Consider the following 14919-nt stretch of genomic DNA (forward strand, 5'->3'; position numbering starts at 1 on the left):
TTCACCTCGTGGAAGAGATTCAGTCCTGCCCTTAATACGCAAAGGTTTCATTATACTAGTTCGATAATTGCCATTTTTGCTCCGTCACCTTGACGAGCTCCTAGCTTAAGAACACGTGTATATCCACCTTGTCTTTCTTCGTAACGCTCTGCAATTTCACCGAAAAGCTTTTGAATAACACTTTCGTTTTCATTTGCTGCTTGATTGTATAAAAATGATGTAGCTTGACGACGCGCATGTAAATCACCACGTTTGCCCAGTGTAATCATTTTATCTGTTACAGATTTCAAATCTTTCGCTTTTGCTTCTGTTGTTTCAATACGTTCATGAATGATTAAATCAGATGCAAGGTTGCGAAGTAATGCCATACGTACATCGGTAGTACGACCTAATTTTCTAGCCATGGACTATCCCTCCCTTTTTATGAAAATCTAAAGGTGTCTGCTTTTATCAGTCATCGTTGCGTAAACCTAAGCCAAGATCTTCAAGTTTAACTTTTACTTCAACAAGAGATTTACGACCTAAATTACGAACTTTCATCATATCTTCTTCAGATTTATTTGCAAGTTCTTGAACTGTATTAATACCAGCCCGTTTTAAACAATTATAAGATCTAACCGAAAGATCTAACTCTTCGATTGTCATTTCCATAACTTTTTCTTTTTGGTCTTCTTCTTTTTCAACCATGATTTCTGCATTTTGCGCTTCGTCTGTTAAGCCTACAAAAATATTAAGATGTTCTGTAAATATTTTGGCACCTAAAGAAACTGCTTCTTCAGGACGAATGCTTCCATCTGTCCACACATCTAATGTTAACTTATCGAAATTCGCAATCTGTCCAACACGAGTATTTTCAACTTGGTAAGTAACGCGTGATACTGGTGTGAAAATAGAGTCAACCGGGATAACGCCTATTGGTTGGTCATCATGATTATTTCCCTCTGCAGGGCGATAACCTCGACCACGTTCAGCAGTTATTCTCATGTGCAAGCTTCCTTTGCTATTAATAGTAGCAATTGGAAGTTCTGGATTCAATACTTCAACATCACTATCAAACGTTAGATCTGCAGCCGTAACTTTTCCTTCTCCCTGCACATCAATCTCTAGTGTTTTTTCTTCATCAGAGTAGATTTTAAGAGCAAGCTTTTTTAGATTCAGGATAATTGTTGTTACATCTTCTACAACACCTTCAATCGTCGAAAACTCATGTTGTGCTCCATCGATTTGAACTGCTGTTACAGCAGCGCCTGGAAGTGAGGATAGTAGGATACGACGCAAGGAGTTTCCTAGAGTAGTACCATATCCACGTTCAAGCGGTTCGACGACGAATTTACCAAAATTGGCATCATCGCTGATCTCTACTGTTTCTATTTTTGGTTTTTCAATTTCGATCATTCAACAAAACCCTCCTTAAAAACGTCGAAACCCCGGCTAGACAAATCGGTCTAACCGAAATTCCCCAAATAGGCAGTTGGCGTTTCTGCACTATTGTATTTCTTTCGTATTGTCTGTCGTTCATCGATGCCGTTCAGTTTAGAAGATGAAAAAAGCATTACTTTCTTGTCTTCCACACTTTTAGCTATCATAACCCATTATAGACAGGGTGACAAAATATATACGGTACAATTATACACGACGACGTTTTGGTGGGCGACAACCATTGTGAGGAACCGGTGTTACATCACGAATTGCTGTTACTTCTAGACCTACTGCCTGCAAGGAACGGATTGCTGCTTCACGACCAGCACCAGGACCTTTAACAGTTACTTCTAGTGTTTTCATGCCATTTTCTACTGCTGAATTAGCTGCTGTTTCAGCCGCCATTTGAGCCGCAAAAGGTGTCGACTTACGAGAACCCTTAAAGCCAAGAGATCCTGCTGAGCTCCAGCCAATAGCATTTCCTTTCACATCCGTAATCGTAACAATTGTATTGTTAAACGTAGAACGAATATGTGCTATACCAGTATCAATATTCTTTTTCACACGACGCTTACGCGTATTAGTTTTACGAACCATTGATTAGCTTACCTCCTTCACGTTACTTTTTCTTGTTAGCCATTGTACGACGTGGACCTTTACGAGTACGTGAATTGTTTTTCGTCTTTTGACCACGCACTGGTAACCCACGGCGATGACGAATTCCTCTATAGGATCCAATTTCAATTAATCGTTTGATGTTTAGGGATACTTCACGACGAAGGTCTCCTTCAACTGTAAATTCGTCAATTGCTTTACGAATTTTACTTAGTTCATCTTCAGTCAGATCGCGTACACGAGTGTTTTCTGAAACGCCTGCCTCTTTAAGGACTTCCTGTGCAGTGTTTTTTCCAATACCATAAATGTATGTTAAAGAAATCACTACACGCTTATCACGCGGAATATCAATACCTGAAATACGTGCCATAAGCTCAATGCACCTCCTTGTTTATTAGCCTTGTTTTTGCTTGTGTTTTGGATTTTCGCAAATCACCATTACTGTGCCTTTACGCTTAATAACTTTACACTTTTCACAAATTGGTTTTACAGATGGTCTTACCTTCATCATCTTTACCTCCTTTTATATCGGAGCTCTCTCGTTTATTTATAACGGTACGTAATCCGTCCTCTAGTCAAATCATACGGTGAGAGTTCTACTGTCACTTTATCACCAGGTAAAATACGAATGAAATGCATACGAATTTTACCAGATACATGTGCTAAAACCGTATGACCGTTTTCAAGTTCAACCTTAAACATTGCGTTTGGCAATGTATCCGTTACTTTACCTTCTACTTCAATTACATCGTCTTTCGCCATCGTGTTGGTCTCCCTTCTTCAAATCAGTCACAACTTCATTGACAAATTTAGCTATGGCAAATCTCAACTTACCATTTGTGACACGACCAGTTTCTAGAAGGCTATTTTGGACTTCAGGGGAAATGTAATCCATAACTTCAATATGATGCAAATTCTTTTTCTTTGGTCGATCATACTTTCGTTTTTCCCCATCTGCTAGCATGACATACCCATTGTCTACCATATTAATAATAACCGCATATTGCCCTAACTCGCGGCCTTGCATAATACGAACAATTTGACCTACTTGCGGAATCGAATCAGCTTCGCTCAACAACGATCACCTTCACTTAGGCTATAATTTAAATGCTACCTTATATAAGGCTTTATTTCAAAATGCTAGTAACATCTCGCGTCACTTAACTACCAGTATAGGCTTTTGTCATTCACGACATATATTATACCTTTTAACAAATGGAAATGCACCCATCCTGTCTAATTAAGACAGCAGTAATGCCTATTTTTCTAATTCAGCTTGAATATCCTGGAATACTGCATTAATTTCTTTATCTCCATTAATGGTTACAAGATATCCTTTTTCTTTATAGAAATCCAGAAGTGGTTTCGTTTGTTTTATATTAACATCCAAACGAGTTCTAACTGTCTCTGGCGTATCATCTTTACGTTGAATCAGCTCTGTACCATCTTTATCACATATACCTTCTTCTTTTGAAGGATTAAACATAACATGATAAGTAGCTCCACATGTCGGACAAATTCTACGACCAGTAAGACGCTTCACTAATTGCTTTTCGGGAACATCTACATGCAGTACGTCGTCAATGTCTTCATTCATGTTGGCGAGGAGCGTTTGTAAAGCTTCTGCTTGAGCGATTGTCCGTGGAAACCCATCTAATAGAAAACCATTTTGACAATCATCTTTACGTAGACGCTCTTCGACAATACCAATTGTTACTTCATCCGGAACAAGATCACCTTGATCCATGAATTCTTTTGCTTTTTTACCAAGGTCTGTTCCTTCTTTTATTGCTAAACGGAACATATCTCCTGTTGAGATATGGGGGATGTTATATTTTTCACTTATTTTTTCTGCCTGAGTACCTTTACCGGCACCAGGAAGACCCATTAAAATTAAATTCAACAATTTTCCCCTCGCTCTCATTGGTAACAAGTACTACTTGATAAAACCTTTGTAATGACGTTTCACTAGTTGACTTTCTAATTGTTTCATAGTCTGCAGCGCAACACCTACAACGATTAGTAAACTTGTTCCGCCGATTTGTACAGCGGTAGGTAAATCTGCCAAACCGCCTAAAACGATAGGTAGTACAGAAACTGCAGCGAGGAAGATCGATCCAACAAATGTAAGACGATACATTACCCGAGTTAGATAAGTTTCTGTGTTTTTCCCTGGACGAATCCCTGGAATATATCCACCCTGTTTTTGTAAATTCTCAGCCATTTGCTCCGGGTTTACCTGAACAAATGTATAAAAATATGTGAATGCAATAATTAATACAACATAAATGACCATCCCAATTGGCTGGGTATAATCAAAAATCATTTCAATTGTGTTTGCAACATCACTGCCTTCAAAAAAGCCTGCGATTGTTCGTGGTGCGATAATAAATGCAATAGCAAAGATTACCGGAATAACTCCTGCAGCATTAACCTTTAATGGTAAATGTGTAGAGTGACCACCTACTGGTGAACGATTAACAAGTTTTTTTGCATATTGAACAGGTATTTTACGTAATGCCTGTTGAATAAAGATAACTCCAACAGTAACTGCAATAACAACTAATACAATCATTGCTACAATTACCACGTTGATAAACAACTCATCGCCAGGATTTACGAAATACTGACTATATAATTGTTTAACTCCATTTGGTACTGCAGCTACGATACCAGCAAAGATTAGAATAGAGATACCATTTCCAACACCATTTGCAGTTATCTGTTCCCCGATCCACATTAGGAAAGTCGTACCACTTGTTAGTACAAGAGCAATGACAATAAATGTTAGGGCGTCAGGGTTTTCAATTAATTGGCCGCCTGCCATTGCGTTAAAACCAATGGACATGGCGATTGCTTGAACAAATGCAAGTGCAACTGTTCCATATCTGGTGATTTGAGCCAGTTTTTTCCGGCCCATTTCTCCTTGTTTTTTCCACTCAGAAAATTTCGGTACAACATCCATTTGAAGTAATTGCATGATGATCGATGCTGTGATATAAGGCATAATTCCCATCGCAAAAATCGAGAAATTTTGTAATGCCCCACCACCAAATGTGTTTAGAAAACCAAATACATTTTGTTGATTCATAAAATCAATTGCTTCTTTATTTGTATATGGCACAGGGATAAACGTACCCAGACGGAAGATGATTAACATTAATAATGTAAAAATAATTTTCCGTCTGATGTCACCCACGCGCATAAAATTGGAAATTGTACGGAACATTAGATCACCTCTGTTTGACCGCCCGCTGCTTCAATAGCTTCTTTAGCTGAAGCAGAGAACTTATGAGCTTTTACTGTAAATTTCTTTTCAACAGCACCCTTACCAAGCACTTTAATACCTGCATTAAGTTTGCTAACTACACCTTCTTCAAGTAGAAGTTCTGGTGTAATTTTTGTGCCGTCTTCAAATCGATTTAAAGCATCAAGATTTACTACAGCAAATTCTTTGCGATGAATATTTGTAAACCCACGTTTTGGTAGACGTTGGAATAAAGGCATTTGACCACCTTCGAAGCCCGGACGAGTTCCGCCACCTGAACGTGCATTTTGTCCTTTGTGTCCTCTACCGGAAGTTTTTCCGTTACCAGAAGACATTCCACGACCTACACGGTTACGTTCTTTACGGCTTCCTTCTGCTGCCTTCAATTCATGAAGTTTCATACGAGCACCTCCTCTATACGCTAATGTGTAATTAAACTTCTTTGACCGCTACAAGATGAGATACTTTGTTAACCATACCACGAACGGCTGGAGTATCTTCACGAACAACGGATTGACGAATTTTTTTGAGCCCTAATGACTGAACAGTATGCTTTTGCACTTCTGATCTACCAATAACACTGCGCGTGAGGGTGATTTCTAATTTTTTAGACATAGTATTTCCCTCCTTATCCTAACAGTTCTTCTACAGACTTTCCGCGCAATTTTGCAACTTCTTCTGCACGTTTTAAGTTTGTTAGTCCATTTAATGTAGCACGAATCATATTAATTGGTGTGTTTGATCCAAGTGACTTAGTCAAAATATCACCAACACCTGCAAGTTCTAGAATCGCACGAACAGGGCCACCAGAGATAACTCCAGTACCTTCCGTAGCTGGCTTCATCAATACGTTACCAGCGCCAAATCTACCATTAATTTGATGTGGAATAGTTGTTCCGACGATTGGTACAGTGATCAAGTTTTTCTTAGCATCATCAACTGCTTTTTTAATTGCTTCTGGTACTTCTTGTGCTTTACCTGTACCAAAGCCTACATGACCGTTTTTATCTCCGACTACTACCAATGCAGCAAAACGAAAACGGCGTCCACCTTTTACTACTTTTGCAACACGGTTGATCGTTACAACACGTTCTTCAAGATCTAATTTGTTCGGATCTATACTTGTACGCATCTATGTCCCTCCTTTATCTATCGATTAAAATTCAAGACCTGCTTCGCGAGCAGCATCTGCCAATGCTTTTACACGTCCATGATAAAGGTAGCCTCCGCGATCGAACACAATCGATTTGTAACCTTTATCTTGGGCACGTTTAGCGATCAATTCTCCGACTTTTTGAGCAGCTTCCACGTTACCAGTAGCTTCAACAGTCAATTCTTTGTCTGTAGCAGAAGCACTTGTAAGTGTAACTCCGTTAGTATCATCAATTAATTGTACATAAATGTTCTTGTTTGAACGATATACATTTAAACGTGGGCGTTGTTCTGTTCCAAAAAGGTTTTTGCGAACACGCTTTTGTCTCTTTTTACGTAATAAATTTTTGTCAGGCTTTGTGATCATCTAGGTCACTCCTTTCTGCTCCCTAACCAATCTTACTTAGCAGTTTTACCTTCTTTACGGCGTACAAATTCACCTTCATAACGAATTCCTTTACCTTTATATGGCTCAGGCGGGCGAATTGCACGGATTTTAGCAGCAACTGCTCCGACTAGTTCTTTGTCAATTCCCTTAATAATCATTTTTGTATTTTTAGGAACTTCTATATCTATACCTTCTCTAGGCTCGATTTCAACTGGGTGTGAATAACCAGCGTTAACAACGACTTTTTCGCCTTGCTTTTGCGCACGGTAACCAACCCCAACAAGTTCAAGGTTCTTAGTAAAGCCTTTGTGAACTCCTTCAACCAAGTTACTGATAATACTACGAGTTGTACCATGTAAAGCACGATGTTCCTTGTTATCACTTGGACGTTCAACAGTTAACACGTTATCTTCAATAACAACTTTCATATCATTATGAATAGTTCTTTTTAGTTCACCTTTTGTACCTTTAACTGTAACGACTTTTCCATCTAACTTAATTTCGACACCATCTGGAATTTCAATTGGCTTAAGTCCTATACGAGACATTCCATGCACCTCCTGTCTTATAAATGTTAATTACCAAACATATGCTAGAACTTCGCCGCCAACAGCTTGAGTGCGTGCTTCTTTGTCAGATAACACACCTTTAGATGTTGATACGATAGCTATACCTAAACCGTTTAGTACACGAGGCACCTCATCAGCTTTTGCATAAACACGTAGTCCTGGTTTGCTTATACGTTTGATACCTGTAATTACTCGTTCGCTACTTACACTGTACTTAAGGAAAATACGCAGAACACCTTGCTTGTTATCTTCAATGAATTCATAATCACGTACAAAACCTTCACGTTTTAAAATATCAGCGATCTCTTTTTTCATCTTAGAAGCCGGAAGCTCTAATTTTTCATGGCGTACCATGTTTGCATTACGAATGCGAGTAAGCATATCTGCGATTGGATCTGTCATAACCATTACTTATTACCTCCTTCCCAAATCGGGTTTTACCAGCTTGCTTTTTTGACACCAGGAATTTGACCTTTATGGGCAAGTTCACGGAAACAAATACGGCATAGTTTAAATTTACGAATTACAGAATGTGGACGGCCACAGCGTTCACAACGCGTATACTCTTGTACTTTATACTTTTGTGGGCGTTTTTGTTTCGCAATCATCGATTTTTTAGCCACAATTTTCCCTCCTTGTATTAGCTCTAAGCTTATTTTTGGAAAGGCATGCCTAGCTGAGCTAAAAGTTCACGCGCTTCTTCATCAGTATTTGATGTTGTTACTATTACAATATCCATACCGCGCACTTTACTTACGTTATCGTAGTTAATTTCTGGGAAAATTAGTTGTTCTTTCACACCTAATGTATAGTTTCCACGGCCATCAAAAGCCTTTTTAGAAATACCACGGAAGTCACGAACACGTGGAAGTGAAACCTGCACAAGTTTTTGTAAAAATTCGTACATACGCGCGCCGCGAAGTGTTACTTTTGCTCCAATTGGCATTCCTTCACGTAAACGGAATCCAGCTATTGATTTTTTTGCTTTTGTAACCATTGGCTTTTGTCCAGAAATCAATGCAAGCTCTTCAACAGCGCTATCTAGTGCTTTTGAATTCTGAACTGCATCCCCAACACCCATGTTAATTACAATTTTTTCTACATGTGGTGTTTCCATTACTGATTTATAACTGAATTTATTCATCAAAGATGGCATTACGTCATCCTGATACTTTTGTTTTAATTCGTTCATCATGTCGCCCTCCTTTCGTCGCTAAACTATTTATCTAATGCTTCACCGGATTTTTTAGCGATGCGGACTTTCTTTCCGTCACGTTCTTCGAATCCAACACGAGTTGGCTCTCCGGATTTAGGATCAATTGGCATTACGTTAGAAACATGAATTGGTGCTTCTTGGTTTAGAATTCCACCTTGTGGATTATCTTGTGAAGGTTTTGCGTGTTTCTTAACCATATTTACTCCCTCAACAAGTACGCGATCCATTTTTGGATATGCTTCTAAAATACTACCTTGCTTTCCACGGTCTTTACCGGAAATAACTTTAACTGTATCACCTTTTTTAACATGCATGCTTTACGCACCTCCCTACAGGCAATTCATTCATACTTACAAAACTTCTGGTGCTAGAGATACGATTTTCATGAATTTTGCATCGCGCAATTCGCGTGCTACTGGTCCGAAAATACGAGTCCCTCTTGGACCTTTATCATCACGAATGATGACAGCAGCATTTTCATCGAAACGAATGTATGATCCATCTTTACGACGCATACCACTTTTCGTACGTACAATTACCGCTTTTACAACTTCACCTTTTTTGACAACGCCACCTGGTGTTGCTTGTTTGACCGTGCAAACAATCACATCACCGATGTTAGCAGTTTTACGTCCCGAACCACCCAATACTTTAATAGTTAGTACCTGACGTGCTCCAGAGTTATCTGCAACCTTTAAACGAGTCTCTTGTTGAATCATATCGTTGTGACCTCCCTTCGGATACCTTCCGAGCGAACCCGAACTTTAATTATATAATTACCGCTTCTTCAACAACTTCTTCTAAACGAAAACGTTTTGTAGCTGATAGCGGACGAGTTTCCATGATACGAACCACGTCACCAGTTTTAGCTTGGTTATTCTCATCATGTGTTTTGAATTTCTTTGAGTATTTAACACGTTTGCCGTATAACTTATGAAATTTATATGTCTCAACTAATACAGTGATTGTTTTATCCATTTTGTCAGATACAACACGACCTGTGTACTCTTTACGATTATTACGTTCAGTCATTTTGAGGCTAACCTCCTCTCATGTTTCTAGTTATTTACACTTAGTTCACGATGACGTGCAACAGTTTTCAAGCGAGCAATGGACTTACGAACCGCGCGAATACGTGCAGTGTTTTCCAATGATCCAGTTGCTAACTGAAAGCGTAAATTAAATAGTTCTTCTTTTAACGATTTTACTTTTTGTTCAATTTCGGCAGTGGTTAGTTCTCTGATTTCATTAGCCTTCATTGATTTCACCACCAATTTCTTCACGTTTTACGAACTTAGTTTTAATCGGTAGCTTATGAGAAGCAAGGCGCAACGCTTCACGTGCAACTTCTTCACTTACACCAGCGATTTCAAACAAAATTTTACCTGGTTTTACTACTGCTACCCATCCTTCAGGAGCACCTTTACCGGAACCCATTCGAACTTCGAGGGGCTTTGCAGTATATGGTTTGTCTGGGAAAATCTTAATCCAAACTTTACCGCCACGTTTCATATAACGAGTCATTGCGATACGGGCAGCCTCAATTTGACGGTTTGTGATCCATGATGCTTCAAGTGCTTGTAAACCGTACTCACCAAAAGCTACAGTTGTTCCGCCTTTTGCTTGACCTCTCATACGACCACGATGTTGTCTACGATATTTAACACGTTTGGGCATTAACATAATGCATATCCCCCTTCCTTATTTTGTGTTTTTTGTTGGAAGGACTTCTCCACGATAGATCCACACTTTGATACCTAATTTACCGTAAGTAGTATCAGCTTCTGCTGTACCATAGTCGATATCAGCACGCAATGTGTGTAGTGGTACTGTTCCTTCACTATAATGTTCCGCGCGAGCGATGTCTGCTCCGCCTAAACGACCAGAAACTTGTGTTTTAATTCCTTTTGCTCCACCACGCATAGCGCGTTGAATAGATTGTTTCTGAGCACGACGGAATGAAATACGATTTTCTAATTGACGAGCAATGTTTTCAGCAACTAGTTTTGCATTTAAATCAACCTTTTTAACTTCAACGATATTAATATGAACACGTTTGCCAGTTAAGCTGTTTAAAGATTTACGTAGTGCTTCAACTTCGGATCCGCCTTTTCCAATTACCATACCAGGCTTACCGGTATGAATAGTGATGTTTACACGATTTGCTGCACGTTCGATTTCAATAGAAGAAACAGCAGCAATACGTAGACGGTTCTCCAGATATTCTCTAATTTTGATATCTTCGTGTAGTAATTCTGCATAGTCTTTGCCAGCATACCACTTTGACTCCCAGTCACGAATGACGCCGACACGAAGACCCACTGGATTTATCTTTTGACCCACTGACTATCCCTCCTTCTTTTCTGATACAACCACGGTTACATGGCTTGAGCGTTTATTAATTTTACTTGCACGTCCTTGTGCACGTGGACGAAAACGTTTCAATGTTGCACCTTCATTTACGAATGCTTCTGAAACAACTAGATTGTCTGGTTCCATTTCGTAGTTGTGTTCTGCATTTGCAATAGCAGAGTTTAGAACTTTTTCTACGACTGGAGAAGCACCACGTTGAGTAAGGCGTAAAATTGCTACCGCTTCACCAACACTTTTTCCTCGAATTAAATCTACTACTAAACGTACTTTACGAGGAGCAATACGAACAGATTTTGCAACGGCTTTAGCTTGCATGTTGAGTGCCTCCTCTCATTAGCGTTTTGTTTTCTTGTCATCGCCAGCATGTCCTTTATAGGTACGGCTTGGCGCGAATTCACCTAATTTGTGTCCGACCATATCTTCTGTAACATAAACCGGAACGTGTTTACGTCCGTCATATACAGCAACAGTATGACCTATAAATGTAGGAAAGATAGTTGAGCGACGAGACCAAGTTTTTACTACTTGTTTCTTGTCATCTTCGTTTAGCTTGTCAATCTTTTTCAATAGATGGTCATCTGCAAAAGGTCCTTTTTTTAAACTACGACCCATGGATAAACCTCCTTTCGCAATTGGGAGACGGGGTTATTTCCCGCCCGCTTATTCCGTTATTTTTTACGTTTACGAACGATAAATTTATCGGTAGGTTTGTTGCGTTTACGAGTTTTGTAACCAAGTGTTGGTTTACCCCAAGGAGACATAGGTGATTTACGTCCGATCGGTGCACGTCCTTCACCACCACCGTGAGGGTGATCGTTAGGGTTCATAACAGAACCACGTACAGTTGGGCGCTTGCCTAACCAGCGGGAACGTCCTGCTTTACCAATTTTGATTAGCTCGTGTTCAATGTTTCCAACTTGACCAATTGTTGCACGACATGTTGAAAGCACTAAACGCACTTCTCCAGATGATAAACGTACTAGAGTATACTTTTCTTCACGTCCAAGAATTTGTGCTTGCGCACCAGCGGATCTCGCTAATTGTCCACCACGTCCAGGCTTCAATTCTACATTGTGAATAATTGTACCCACCGGAATATTTTGAAGTTGAAGTGTGTTTCCTAGCTTGATATCAGCTTCTTTGCCAGATTCAATTTCTTGGCCAACTTTAAGTCCTTTAGGAGATAAAATATATCTTTTTTCTCCATCAACGTAATTAATTAATGCGATATTAGCTGAACGGTTCGGATCGTATTCGATCGTAGCAACGCGTCCACGTATTCCATCTTTATCACGTTTGAAATCAATCATACGGTATTGACGCTTATGACCGCCACCTTGATGACGAACTGTCAGTTTCCCTTGGTTGTTACGTCCGCCGCGCTTAAACAGTGGGCTTAACAGGGATTTTTCTGGAGTATCTGTTGTAATCTCTGCGAAATCAGAACTTGTCATTCCGCGTCTACCGTTTGTGGTAGGTTTATACTTCTTAATCGCCATCTTTTTTCCCTCCTTCACATTTATAAGTCTCTTAGCCCTCGAAGAAGTCTAGCTCTTTGCTATCCTCTGAAAGCTGTACAATAGCTTTTTTGCGATCGGAACGGTATCCGCCGTAACGACCCATTCGCTTGAATTTACCTTTTAGATTCATTGTGTTAACTTTTACTACTTTTACACCAAAAACTAATTCGACAGCGTCTTTGATCTCTGTTCTGTTTGCTTTCGGGTAAACCTCGAACGTATATTTTTTCTCTGCCATTAAATCAGCAGTATTCTCTGTAATGACAGGGCGCTTAATAATATCACGTGGATCTTTCATTATGCAAGCACCTCCCCTGCTTTTTCAGCTGCATCCTTCGTTAAGATCAGCTTGTCATGCATAAGCAAGTCTAAGACATTAACTTGTTCAACAGTAAGTACTTTTACTGATTGAAGGTTATTTGCAGAACGAATTACATTCTCGTCTTTCTCTGCTGTTACAATTAATACTTTCGTATCAACCTTAAGGACGCTAAGCATATTTACTACTTCTTTTGTTTTAGGAGCATCAAATGCGATGTTTTCTAAAACTACTAAATTCTCTTCTTTTACTTTTGAAGAGTAAGCAGATTGAAGTGCTAAACGACGAACTTTCTTTGGAAGGTTGTAGCTGTAGCTGCGTGGTGTTGGTCCAAATACAACTCCTCCACCAACCCATTGTGGTGAACGAATAGAACCTTGACGAGCACGGCCTGTTCCTTTTTGACGCCATGGTTTACGACCACCGCCACGTACATCAGAACGGTTCTTTACAGCATGTGTACCTTGACGCATAGACGCGCGTTGCATAACTACTGCATCATGTAATACATGCTCATTTGGCTCGATACCAAATACAGAATCATTCAATTCTACTTCTCCAGCTTGTGAACCATCTTGTTTTAATAGTGCTATTTTAGGCATGACATATCCTCCCTTCATTTATGTGATTAGTTAGCCTTTATTGCACTCGTGATTTTTACGAATGATTTTTTTGCACCAGGAACATTACCTTTGATTAATAACAGGTTACGTTCTGTGTCAACATTAACTACTTCTAAGTTTTGAATCGTAACGTTTTCGCTACCCATGTGACCTGGCATTTTTTTACCTTTGAATACACGCATTGGGTCAACTGCGCCTAATGAACCTGGTGCTCTATGGAAGTGAGAACCGTGAGACATTGGACCACGGTGAAAATTGTGGCGTTTAATAGCTCCTTGGAAACCTTTTCCTTTTGATTTACCAGATACATCAATTTTATCTCCTGCTTGGAAAACATCAACGCTAATTTCTTGACCTACTTCATAGTCATCAAGTTTCGCGTCACGGAATTCACGAACGTAGCGCTTAGTGGCAGTGCTAGCTTTTTCAGCATGACCTTTTTTCGCTTTGTTAACATGTTTTCCTTTTGCATCAGAAAAACCTATTTGAATTGCTTCATAACCATCATTTTCTAACGTTCTTTTTTGTAAAACCACGTTTGAATCAGCTTGAATTACTGTTACTGGCACTAATTCGCCTTCTTCAGAAAATAACTGAGTCATGCCGATTTTACGACCTAAGATTGCTTTCGTCATCCGTTACACCTCCTATAGTAAAAACATAATTTATTATAATTTGATCTCAATATCCACACCAGACGGTAAGTCAAGACGCATTAACGAATCGACAGTCTGTGGTGTCGGATTAACAATGTCGATTAACCGTTTATGTGTACGCATCTCAAATTGCTCGCGTGAGTCTTTGTATTTGTGCACCGCACGCAATACAGTATAAACAGATTTCTCAGTAGGCAACGGAATTGGTCCTGAAACATTTGCACCAGAACGTTTCGCTGTATCTACAATTTTCTCAGCAGATTGATCTAAAATACGGTGATCATACGCCTTTAAACGGATTCGAATCTTTTCTTTTGCCATTATTTTCCCTCCTTTTTCGCCCATTTTATAATAGACATTCTCCGTGAAAATTTTTCAACCACCCGCCATGGCAAAGGGGCCGGGTGTATCAATAACCTTTCACTTCATCGCCTTTTATGACCAACATTCATATTATATAGAAAAAACGCGGCCAATGCAATACATATTTTTAAATAACGTATTCGCACATCTATGTATTATACAAACTTTTTTCATAGAATGCAAGGGGTGACGGGAACTTTTTTATAATTCGATGCAAGTGTAGTTATTGCCCGAGAACTTCAGACCAAGTGGTTTCAAATGCCAAACGAGGAACACGCTTGTGGCTTATCCAGGGAAAGCTTGTCTGGCTTTGAGGCTGACGGACTTCAGTTTCGTTATTTGTAAAGGCTGTTATAGTAAAGTTTGTTGCTATTGATATAAATTGCGACGTAACTGCTATGTTTGGTGGTTGGACAACCGTTCCGGAAATCCACTTCG

Annotated in this window: 32 protein-coding genes; all 32 read right to left on the reverse strand. The window is 39.5% G+C overall.

The features are described 5' to 3' along the window. Positions 1–50 precede the first annotated feature (50 nt). On the reverse strand, positions 51–404 hold the full coding sequence (gene rplQ, locus AC3G7N_RS18125; protein ID WP_489423577.1) for a 50S ribosomal protein L17: 354 nt from the start codon (positions 402–404) through the stop codon (positions 51–53). Positions 405–450: 46 nt separating this feature from the next. Continuing rightward, positions 451–1395 carry a DNA-directed RNA polymerase subunit alpha gene (locus AC3G7N_RS18130; protein WP_489423578.1) on the reverse strand — a complete coding sequence of 315 codons (945 nt, stop codon included), beginning with the start codon at positions 1393–1395 and terminating at the stop codon, positions 451–453. A gap of 50 nt (positions 1396–1445) precedes the next feature. Continuing rightward, entirely contained in the window at positions 1446–1586 is a 141-nt protein-coding gene (locus tag AC3G7N_RS18135) for a hypothetical protein (RefSeq protein WP_489423579.1), read from the reverse strand. Between the two features lie 40 nt (positions 1587–1626). Next, positions 1627–2016, reverse strand: a complete 390-nt coding sequence (rpsK, locus tag AC3G7N_RS18140) for a 30S ribosomal protein S11 (protein WP_489423580.1) — start codon at positions 2014–2016, stop codon at positions 1627–1629. Positions 2017–2038: 22 nt separating this feature from the next. Beyond that, a complete protein-coding gene (gene rpsM, locus AC3G7N_RS18145) occupies positions 2039–2404 on the reverse strand; it encodes a 30S ribosomal protein S13 (protein WP_430789239.1) in 366 nt (121 codons plus the stop codon). A gap of 24 nt (positions 2405–2428) precedes the next feature. Beyond that, positions 2429–2542, reverse strand: coding sequence for a 50S ribosomal protein L36 (gene rpmJ, locus AC3G7N_RS18150; RefSeq protein ID WP_089530232.1), 114 nt, complete (start codon positions 2540–2542; stop codon positions 2429–2431). Positions 2543–2577: 35 nt separating this feature from the next. Beyond that, the gene (gene infA / locus AC3G7N_RS18155) at positions 2578–2796 is read right to left on the reverse strand and encodes a translation initiation factor IF-1 (RefSeq protein ID WP_089530233.1); all 219 of its coding nucleotides are present in this window, start codon (positions 2794–2796) and stop codon (positions 2578–2580) included. After that, on the reverse strand, positions 2774–3109 hold the full coding sequence (locus AC3G7N_RS18160; protein ID WP_489423581.1) for a KOW domain-containing RNA-binding protein: 336 nt from the start codon (positions 3107–3109) through the stop codon (positions 2774–2776). The genes infA and AC3G7N_RS18160 overlap by 23 nt, the downstream gene beginning before the upstream one ends. Before the next feature lie 183 nt (positions 3110–3292). Further along, complete coding sequence (locus tag AC3G7N_RS18165) at positions 3293–3937, reverse strand: adenylate kinase (RefSeq protein WP_489423582.1); 645 nt, start codon at positions 3935–3937, stop codon at positions 3293–3295. A 33-nt stretch (positions 3938–3970) separates the two neighbouring features. Continuing rightward, positions 3971–5263 (reverse strand): preprotein translocase subunit SecY, encoded by a 1293-nt coding sequence (gene secY / locus AC3G7N_RS18170; RefSeq protein ID WP_489423583.1) that lies wholly within the window; start codon positions 5261–5263, stop codon positions 3971–3973. Then, positions 5263–5703 (reverse strand): 50S ribosomal protein L15, encoded by a 441-nt coding sequence (gene rplO / locus AC3G7N_RS18175; protein WP_489423584.1) that lies wholly within the window; start codon positions 5701–5703, stop codon positions 5263–5265. Before rplO ends, secY begins: the two co-directional genes overlap by 1 nt. Positions 5704–5734: 31 nt before the next feature. After that, positions 5735–5917 (reverse strand): 50S ribosomal protein L30, encoded by a 183-nt coding sequence (gene rpmD, locus AC3G7N_RS18180; RefSeq protein ID WP_422500968.1) that lies wholly within the window; start codon positions 5915–5917, stop codon positions 5735–5737. A 13-nt stretch (positions 5918–5930) separates the two neighbouring features. Then, positions 5931–6434, reverse strand: a complete 504-nt coding sequence (gene rpsE / locus AC3G7N_RS18185; protein ID WP_089530239.1) for a 30S ribosomal protein S5 — start codon at positions 6432–6434, stop codon at positions 5931–5933. 24 nt (positions 6435–6458) lie between these two features. Then, positions 6459–6821: a 50S ribosomal protein L18 gene (rplR, locus tag AC3G7N_RS18190; RefSeq protein ID WP_489423585.1), complete on the reverse strand. Its 363-nt coding sequence runs from the start codon at positions 6819–6821 to the stop codon at positions 6459–6461. A gap of 32 nt (positions 6822–6853) precedes the next feature. Continuing rightward, positions 6854–7390: a 50S ribosomal protein L6 gene (rplF, locus tag AC3G7N_RS18195; protein ID WP_489423586.1), complete on the reverse strand. Its 537-nt coding sequence runs from the start codon at positions 7388–7390 to the stop codon at positions 6854–6856. 30 nt (positions 7391–7420) lie between these two features. Further along, positions 7421–7819, reverse strand: a complete 399-nt coding sequence (rpsH, locus tag AC3G7N_RS18200; RefSeq protein ID WP_489423587.1) for a 30S ribosomal protein S8 — start codon at positions 7817–7819, stop codon at positions 7421–7423. 29 nt (positions 7820–7848) lie between these two features. Further along, positions 7849–8034: a type Z 30S ribosomal protein S14 gene (locus AC3G7N_RS18205; protein ID WP_089060905.1), complete on the reverse strand. Its 186-nt coding sequence runs from the start codon at positions 8032–8034 to the stop codon at positions 7849–7851. Between the two features lie 29 nt (positions 8035–8063). Next, the gene (gene rplE, locus AC3G7N_RS18210) at positions 8064–8603 is read right to left on the reverse strand and encodes a 50S ribosomal protein L5 (protein ID WP_489423588.1); all 540 of its coding nucleotides are present in this window, start codon (positions 8601–8603) and stop codon (positions 8064–8066) included. A 26-nt stretch (positions 8604–8629) separates the two neighbouring features. Next, positions 8630–8941 (reverse strand): 50S ribosomal protein L24, encoded by a 312-nt coding sequence (gene rplX / locus AC3G7N_RS18215; protein ID WP_489423589.1) that lies wholly within the window; start codon positions 8939–8941, stop codon positions 8630–8632. A 36-nt stretch (positions 8942–8977) separates the two neighbouring features. Then, complete coding sequence (gene rplN, locus AC3G7N_RS18220) at positions 8978–9346, reverse strand: 50S ribosomal protein L14 (RefSeq protein ID WP_089530244.1); 369 nt, start codon at positions 9344–9346, stop codon at positions 8978–8980. Between the two features lie 49 nt (positions 9347–9395). Further along, positions 9396–9659: a 30S ribosomal protein S17 gene (gene rpsQ, locus AC3G7N_RS18225; protein ID WP_489423590.1), complete on the reverse strand. Its 264-nt coding sequence runs from the start codon at positions 9657–9659 to the stop codon at positions 9396–9398. A 26-nt stretch (positions 9660–9685) separates the two neighbouring features. Continuing rightward, positions 9686–9886 (reverse strand): 50S ribosomal protein L29, encoded by a 201-nt coding sequence (rpmC, locus tag AC3G7N_RS18230; RefSeq protein ID WP_489423591.1) that lies wholly within the window; start codon positions 9884–9886, stop codon positions 9686–9688. Further along, on the reverse strand, positions 9876–10310 hold the full coding sequence (gene rplP / locus AC3G7N_RS18235; protein WP_489423592.1) for a 50S ribosomal protein L16: 435 nt from the start codon (positions 10308–10310) through the stop codon (positions 9876–9878). Before rplP ends, rpmC begins: the two co-directional genes overlap by 11 nt. An 18-nt stretch (positions 10311–10328) precedes the next feature. After that, positions 10329–10970, reverse strand: coding sequence for a 30S ribosomal protein S3 (gene rpsC, locus AC3G7N_RS18240; protein WP_489423593.1), 642 nt, complete (start codon positions 10968–10970; stop codon positions 10329–10331). A gap of 3 nt (positions 10971–10973) precedes the next feature. Then, complete coding sequence (gene rplV, locus AC3G7N_RS18245; protein ID WP_489423594.1) at positions 10974–11315, reverse strand: 50S ribosomal protein L22; 342 nt, start codon at positions 11313–11315, stop codon at positions 10974–10976. Positions 11316–11333: 18 nt separating this feature from the next. After that, on the reverse strand, positions 11334–11612 hold the full coding sequence (rpsS, locus tag AC3G7N_RS18250; RefSeq protein WP_089530250.1) for a 30S ribosomal protein S19: 279 nt from the start codon (positions 11610–11612) through the stop codon (positions 11334–11336). 56 nt (positions 11613–11668) lie between these two features. Then, positions 11669–12499, reverse strand: coding sequence for a 50S ribosomal protein L2 (gene rplB, locus AC3G7N_RS18255; RefSeq protein ID WP_489423595.1), 831 nt, complete (start codon positions 12497–12499; stop codon positions 11669–11671). Positions 12500–12530: 31 nt separating this feature from the next. Beyond that, entirely contained in the window at positions 12531–12818 is a 288-nt protein-coding gene (rplW, locus tag AC3G7N_RS18260) for a 50S ribosomal protein L23 (RefSeq protein ID WP_089530252.1), read from the reverse strand. After that, complete coding sequence (rplD, locus tag AC3G7N_RS18265) at positions 12818–13441, reverse strand: 50S ribosomal protein L4 (RefSeq protein ID WP_489423596.1); 624 nt, start codon at positions 13439–13441, stop codon at positions 12818–12820. The genes rplW and rplD overlap by 1 nt, the downstream gene beginning before the upstream one ends. A 26-nt stretch (positions 13442–13467) precedes the next feature. Then, complete coding sequence (gene rplC, locus AC3G7N_RS18270; protein ID WP_489423597.1) at positions 13468–14097, reverse strand: 50S ribosomal protein L3; 630 nt, start codon at positions 14095–14097, stop codon at positions 13468–13470. A 33-nt stretch (positions 14098–14130) separates the two neighbouring features. Continuing rightward, positions 14131–14439: a 30S ribosomal protein S10 gene (gene rpsJ, locus AC3G7N_RS18275; RefSeq protein WP_021292712.1), complete on the reverse strand. Its 309-nt coding sequence runs from the start codon at positions 14437–14439 to the stop codon at positions 14131–14133. 265 nt (positions 14440–14704) lie between these two features. After that, positions 14705–14919, reverse strand: a 215-nt coding sequence (locus AC3G7N_RS18280; protein ID WP_489423598.1) for a hypothetical protein, incomplete at its 5' end; no start/stop codon positions are given.

The organism is Virgibacillus carmonensis (assembly GCF_057836705.1).

What these genes read in the sequence shown, in the direction of transcription:
- rplF (WP_489423586.1), bottom strand. Translation starts at nt 7,390, where the DNA reads ATGTCTCGTATAGGACTTAAGCCAATTGAAATTCCAGATGGTGTCGAA.
- rpmJ (WP_089530232.1), bottom strand. Translation starts at nt 2,542, where the DNA reads ATGAAGGTAAGACCATCTGTAAAACCAATTTGTGAAAAGTGTAAAGTT.
- rpsM (WP_430789239.1), bottom strand. Translation starts at nt 2,404, where the DNA reads ATGGCACGTATTTCAGGTATTGATATTCCGCGTGATAAGCGTGTAGTG.
- rpsJ (WP_021292712.1), bottom strand. Translation starts at nt 14,439, where the DNA reads ATGGCAAAAGAAAAGATTCGAATCCGTTTAAAGGCGTATGATCACCGT.
- rpsS (WP_089530250.1), bottom strand. Translation starts at nt 11,612, where the DNA reads ATGGGTCGTAGTTTAAAAAAAGGACCTTTTGCAGATGACCATCTATTG.
- rplN (WP_089530244.1), bottom strand. Translation starts at nt 9,346, where the DNA reads ATGATTCAACAAGAGACTCGTTTAAAGGTTGCAGATAACTCTGGAGCA.
- rplW (WP_089530252.1), bottom strand. Translation starts at nt 12,818, where the DNA reads ATGAAAGATCCACGTGATATTATTAAGCGCCCTGTCATTACAGAGAAT.
- secY (WP_489423583.1), bottom strand. Translation starts at nt 5,263, where the DNA reads ATGTTCCGTACAATTTCCAATTTTATGCGCGTGGGTGACATCAGACGG.
- rpmD (WP_422500968.1), bottom strand. Translation starts at nt 5,917, where the DNA reads ATGTCTAAAAAATTAGAAATCACCCTCACGCGCAGTGTTATTGGTAGA.
- rpsE (WP_089530239.1), bottom strand. Translation starts at nt 6,434, where the DNA reads ATGCGTACAAGTATAGATCCGAACAAATTAGATCTTGAAGAACGTGTT.
- rplP (WP_489423592.1), bottom strand. Translation starts at nt 10,310, where the DNA reads ATGTTAATGCCCAAACGTGTTAAATATCGTAGACAACATCGTGGTCGT.
- AC3G7N_RS18135 (WP_489423579.1), bottom strand. Translation starts at nt 1,586, where the DNA reads ATGATAGCTAAAAGTGTGGAAGACAAGAAAGTAATGCTTTTTTCATCT.
- rpsK (WP_489423580.1), bottom strand. Translation starts at nt 2,016, where the DNA reads ATGGTTCGTAAAACTAATACGCGTAAGCGTCGTGTGAAAAAGAATATT.
- rpsH (WP_489423587.1), bottom strand. Translation starts at nt 7,819, where the DNA reads ATGGTTATGACAGATCCAATCGCAGATATGCTTACTCGCATTCGTAAT.
- rplD (WP_489423596.1), bottom strand. Translation starts at nt 13,441, where the DNA reads ATGCCTAAAATAGCACTATTAAAACAAGATGGTTCACAAGCTGGAGAA.
- rpsQ (WP_489423590.1), bottom strand. Translation starts at nt 9,659, where the DNA reads ATGACTGAACGTAATAATCGTAAAGAGTACACAGGTCGTGTTGTATCT.
- rplB (WP_489423595.1), bottom strand. Translation starts at nt 12,499, where the DNA reads ATGGCGATTAAGAAGTATAAACCTACCACAAACGGTAGACGCGGAATG.
- rpmC (WP_489423591.1), bottom strand. Translation starts at nt 9,886, where the DNA reads ATGAAGGCTAATGAAATCAGAGAACTAACCACTGCCGAAATTGAACAA.
- rplQ (WP_489423577.1), bottom strand. Translation starts at nt 404, where the DNA reads ATGGCTAGAAAATTAGGTCGTACTACCGATGTACGTATGGCATTACTT.
- rplO (WP_489423584.1), bottom strand. Translation starts at nt 5,703, where the DNA reads ATGAAACTTCATGAATTGAAGGCAGCAGAAGGAAGCCGTAAAGAACGT.
- rplX (WP_489423589.1), bottom strand. Translation starts at nt 8,941, where the DNA reads ATGCATGTTAAAAAAGGTGATACAGTTAAAGTTATTTCCGGTAAAGAC.
- AC3G7N_RS18130 (WP_489423578.1), bottom strand. Translation starts at nt 1,395, where the DNA reads ATGATCGAAATTGAAAAACCAAAAATAGAAACAGTAGAGATCAGCGAT.
- rplC (WP_489423597.1), bottom strand. Translation starts at nt 14,097, where the DNA reads ATGACGAAAGCAATCTTAGGTCGTAAAATCGGCATGACTCAGTTATTT.
- rplR (WP_489423585.1), bottom strand. Translation starts at nt 6,821, where the DNA reads ATGATCACAAAGCCTGACAAAAATTTATTACGTAAAAAGAGACAAAAG.
- rplE (WP_489423588.1), bottom strand. Translation starts at nt 8,603, where the DNA reads ATGAACGAATTAAAACAAAAGTATCAGGATGACGTAATGCCATCTTTG.
- rplV (WP_489423594.1), bottom strand. Translation starts at nt 11,315, where the DNA reads ATGCAAGCTAAAGCCGTTGCAAAATCTGTTCGTATTGCTCCTCGTAAA.
- infA (WP_089530233.1), bottom strand. Translation starts at nt 2,796, where the DNA reads ATGGCGAAAGACGATGTAATTGAAGTAGAAGGTAAAGTAACGGATACA.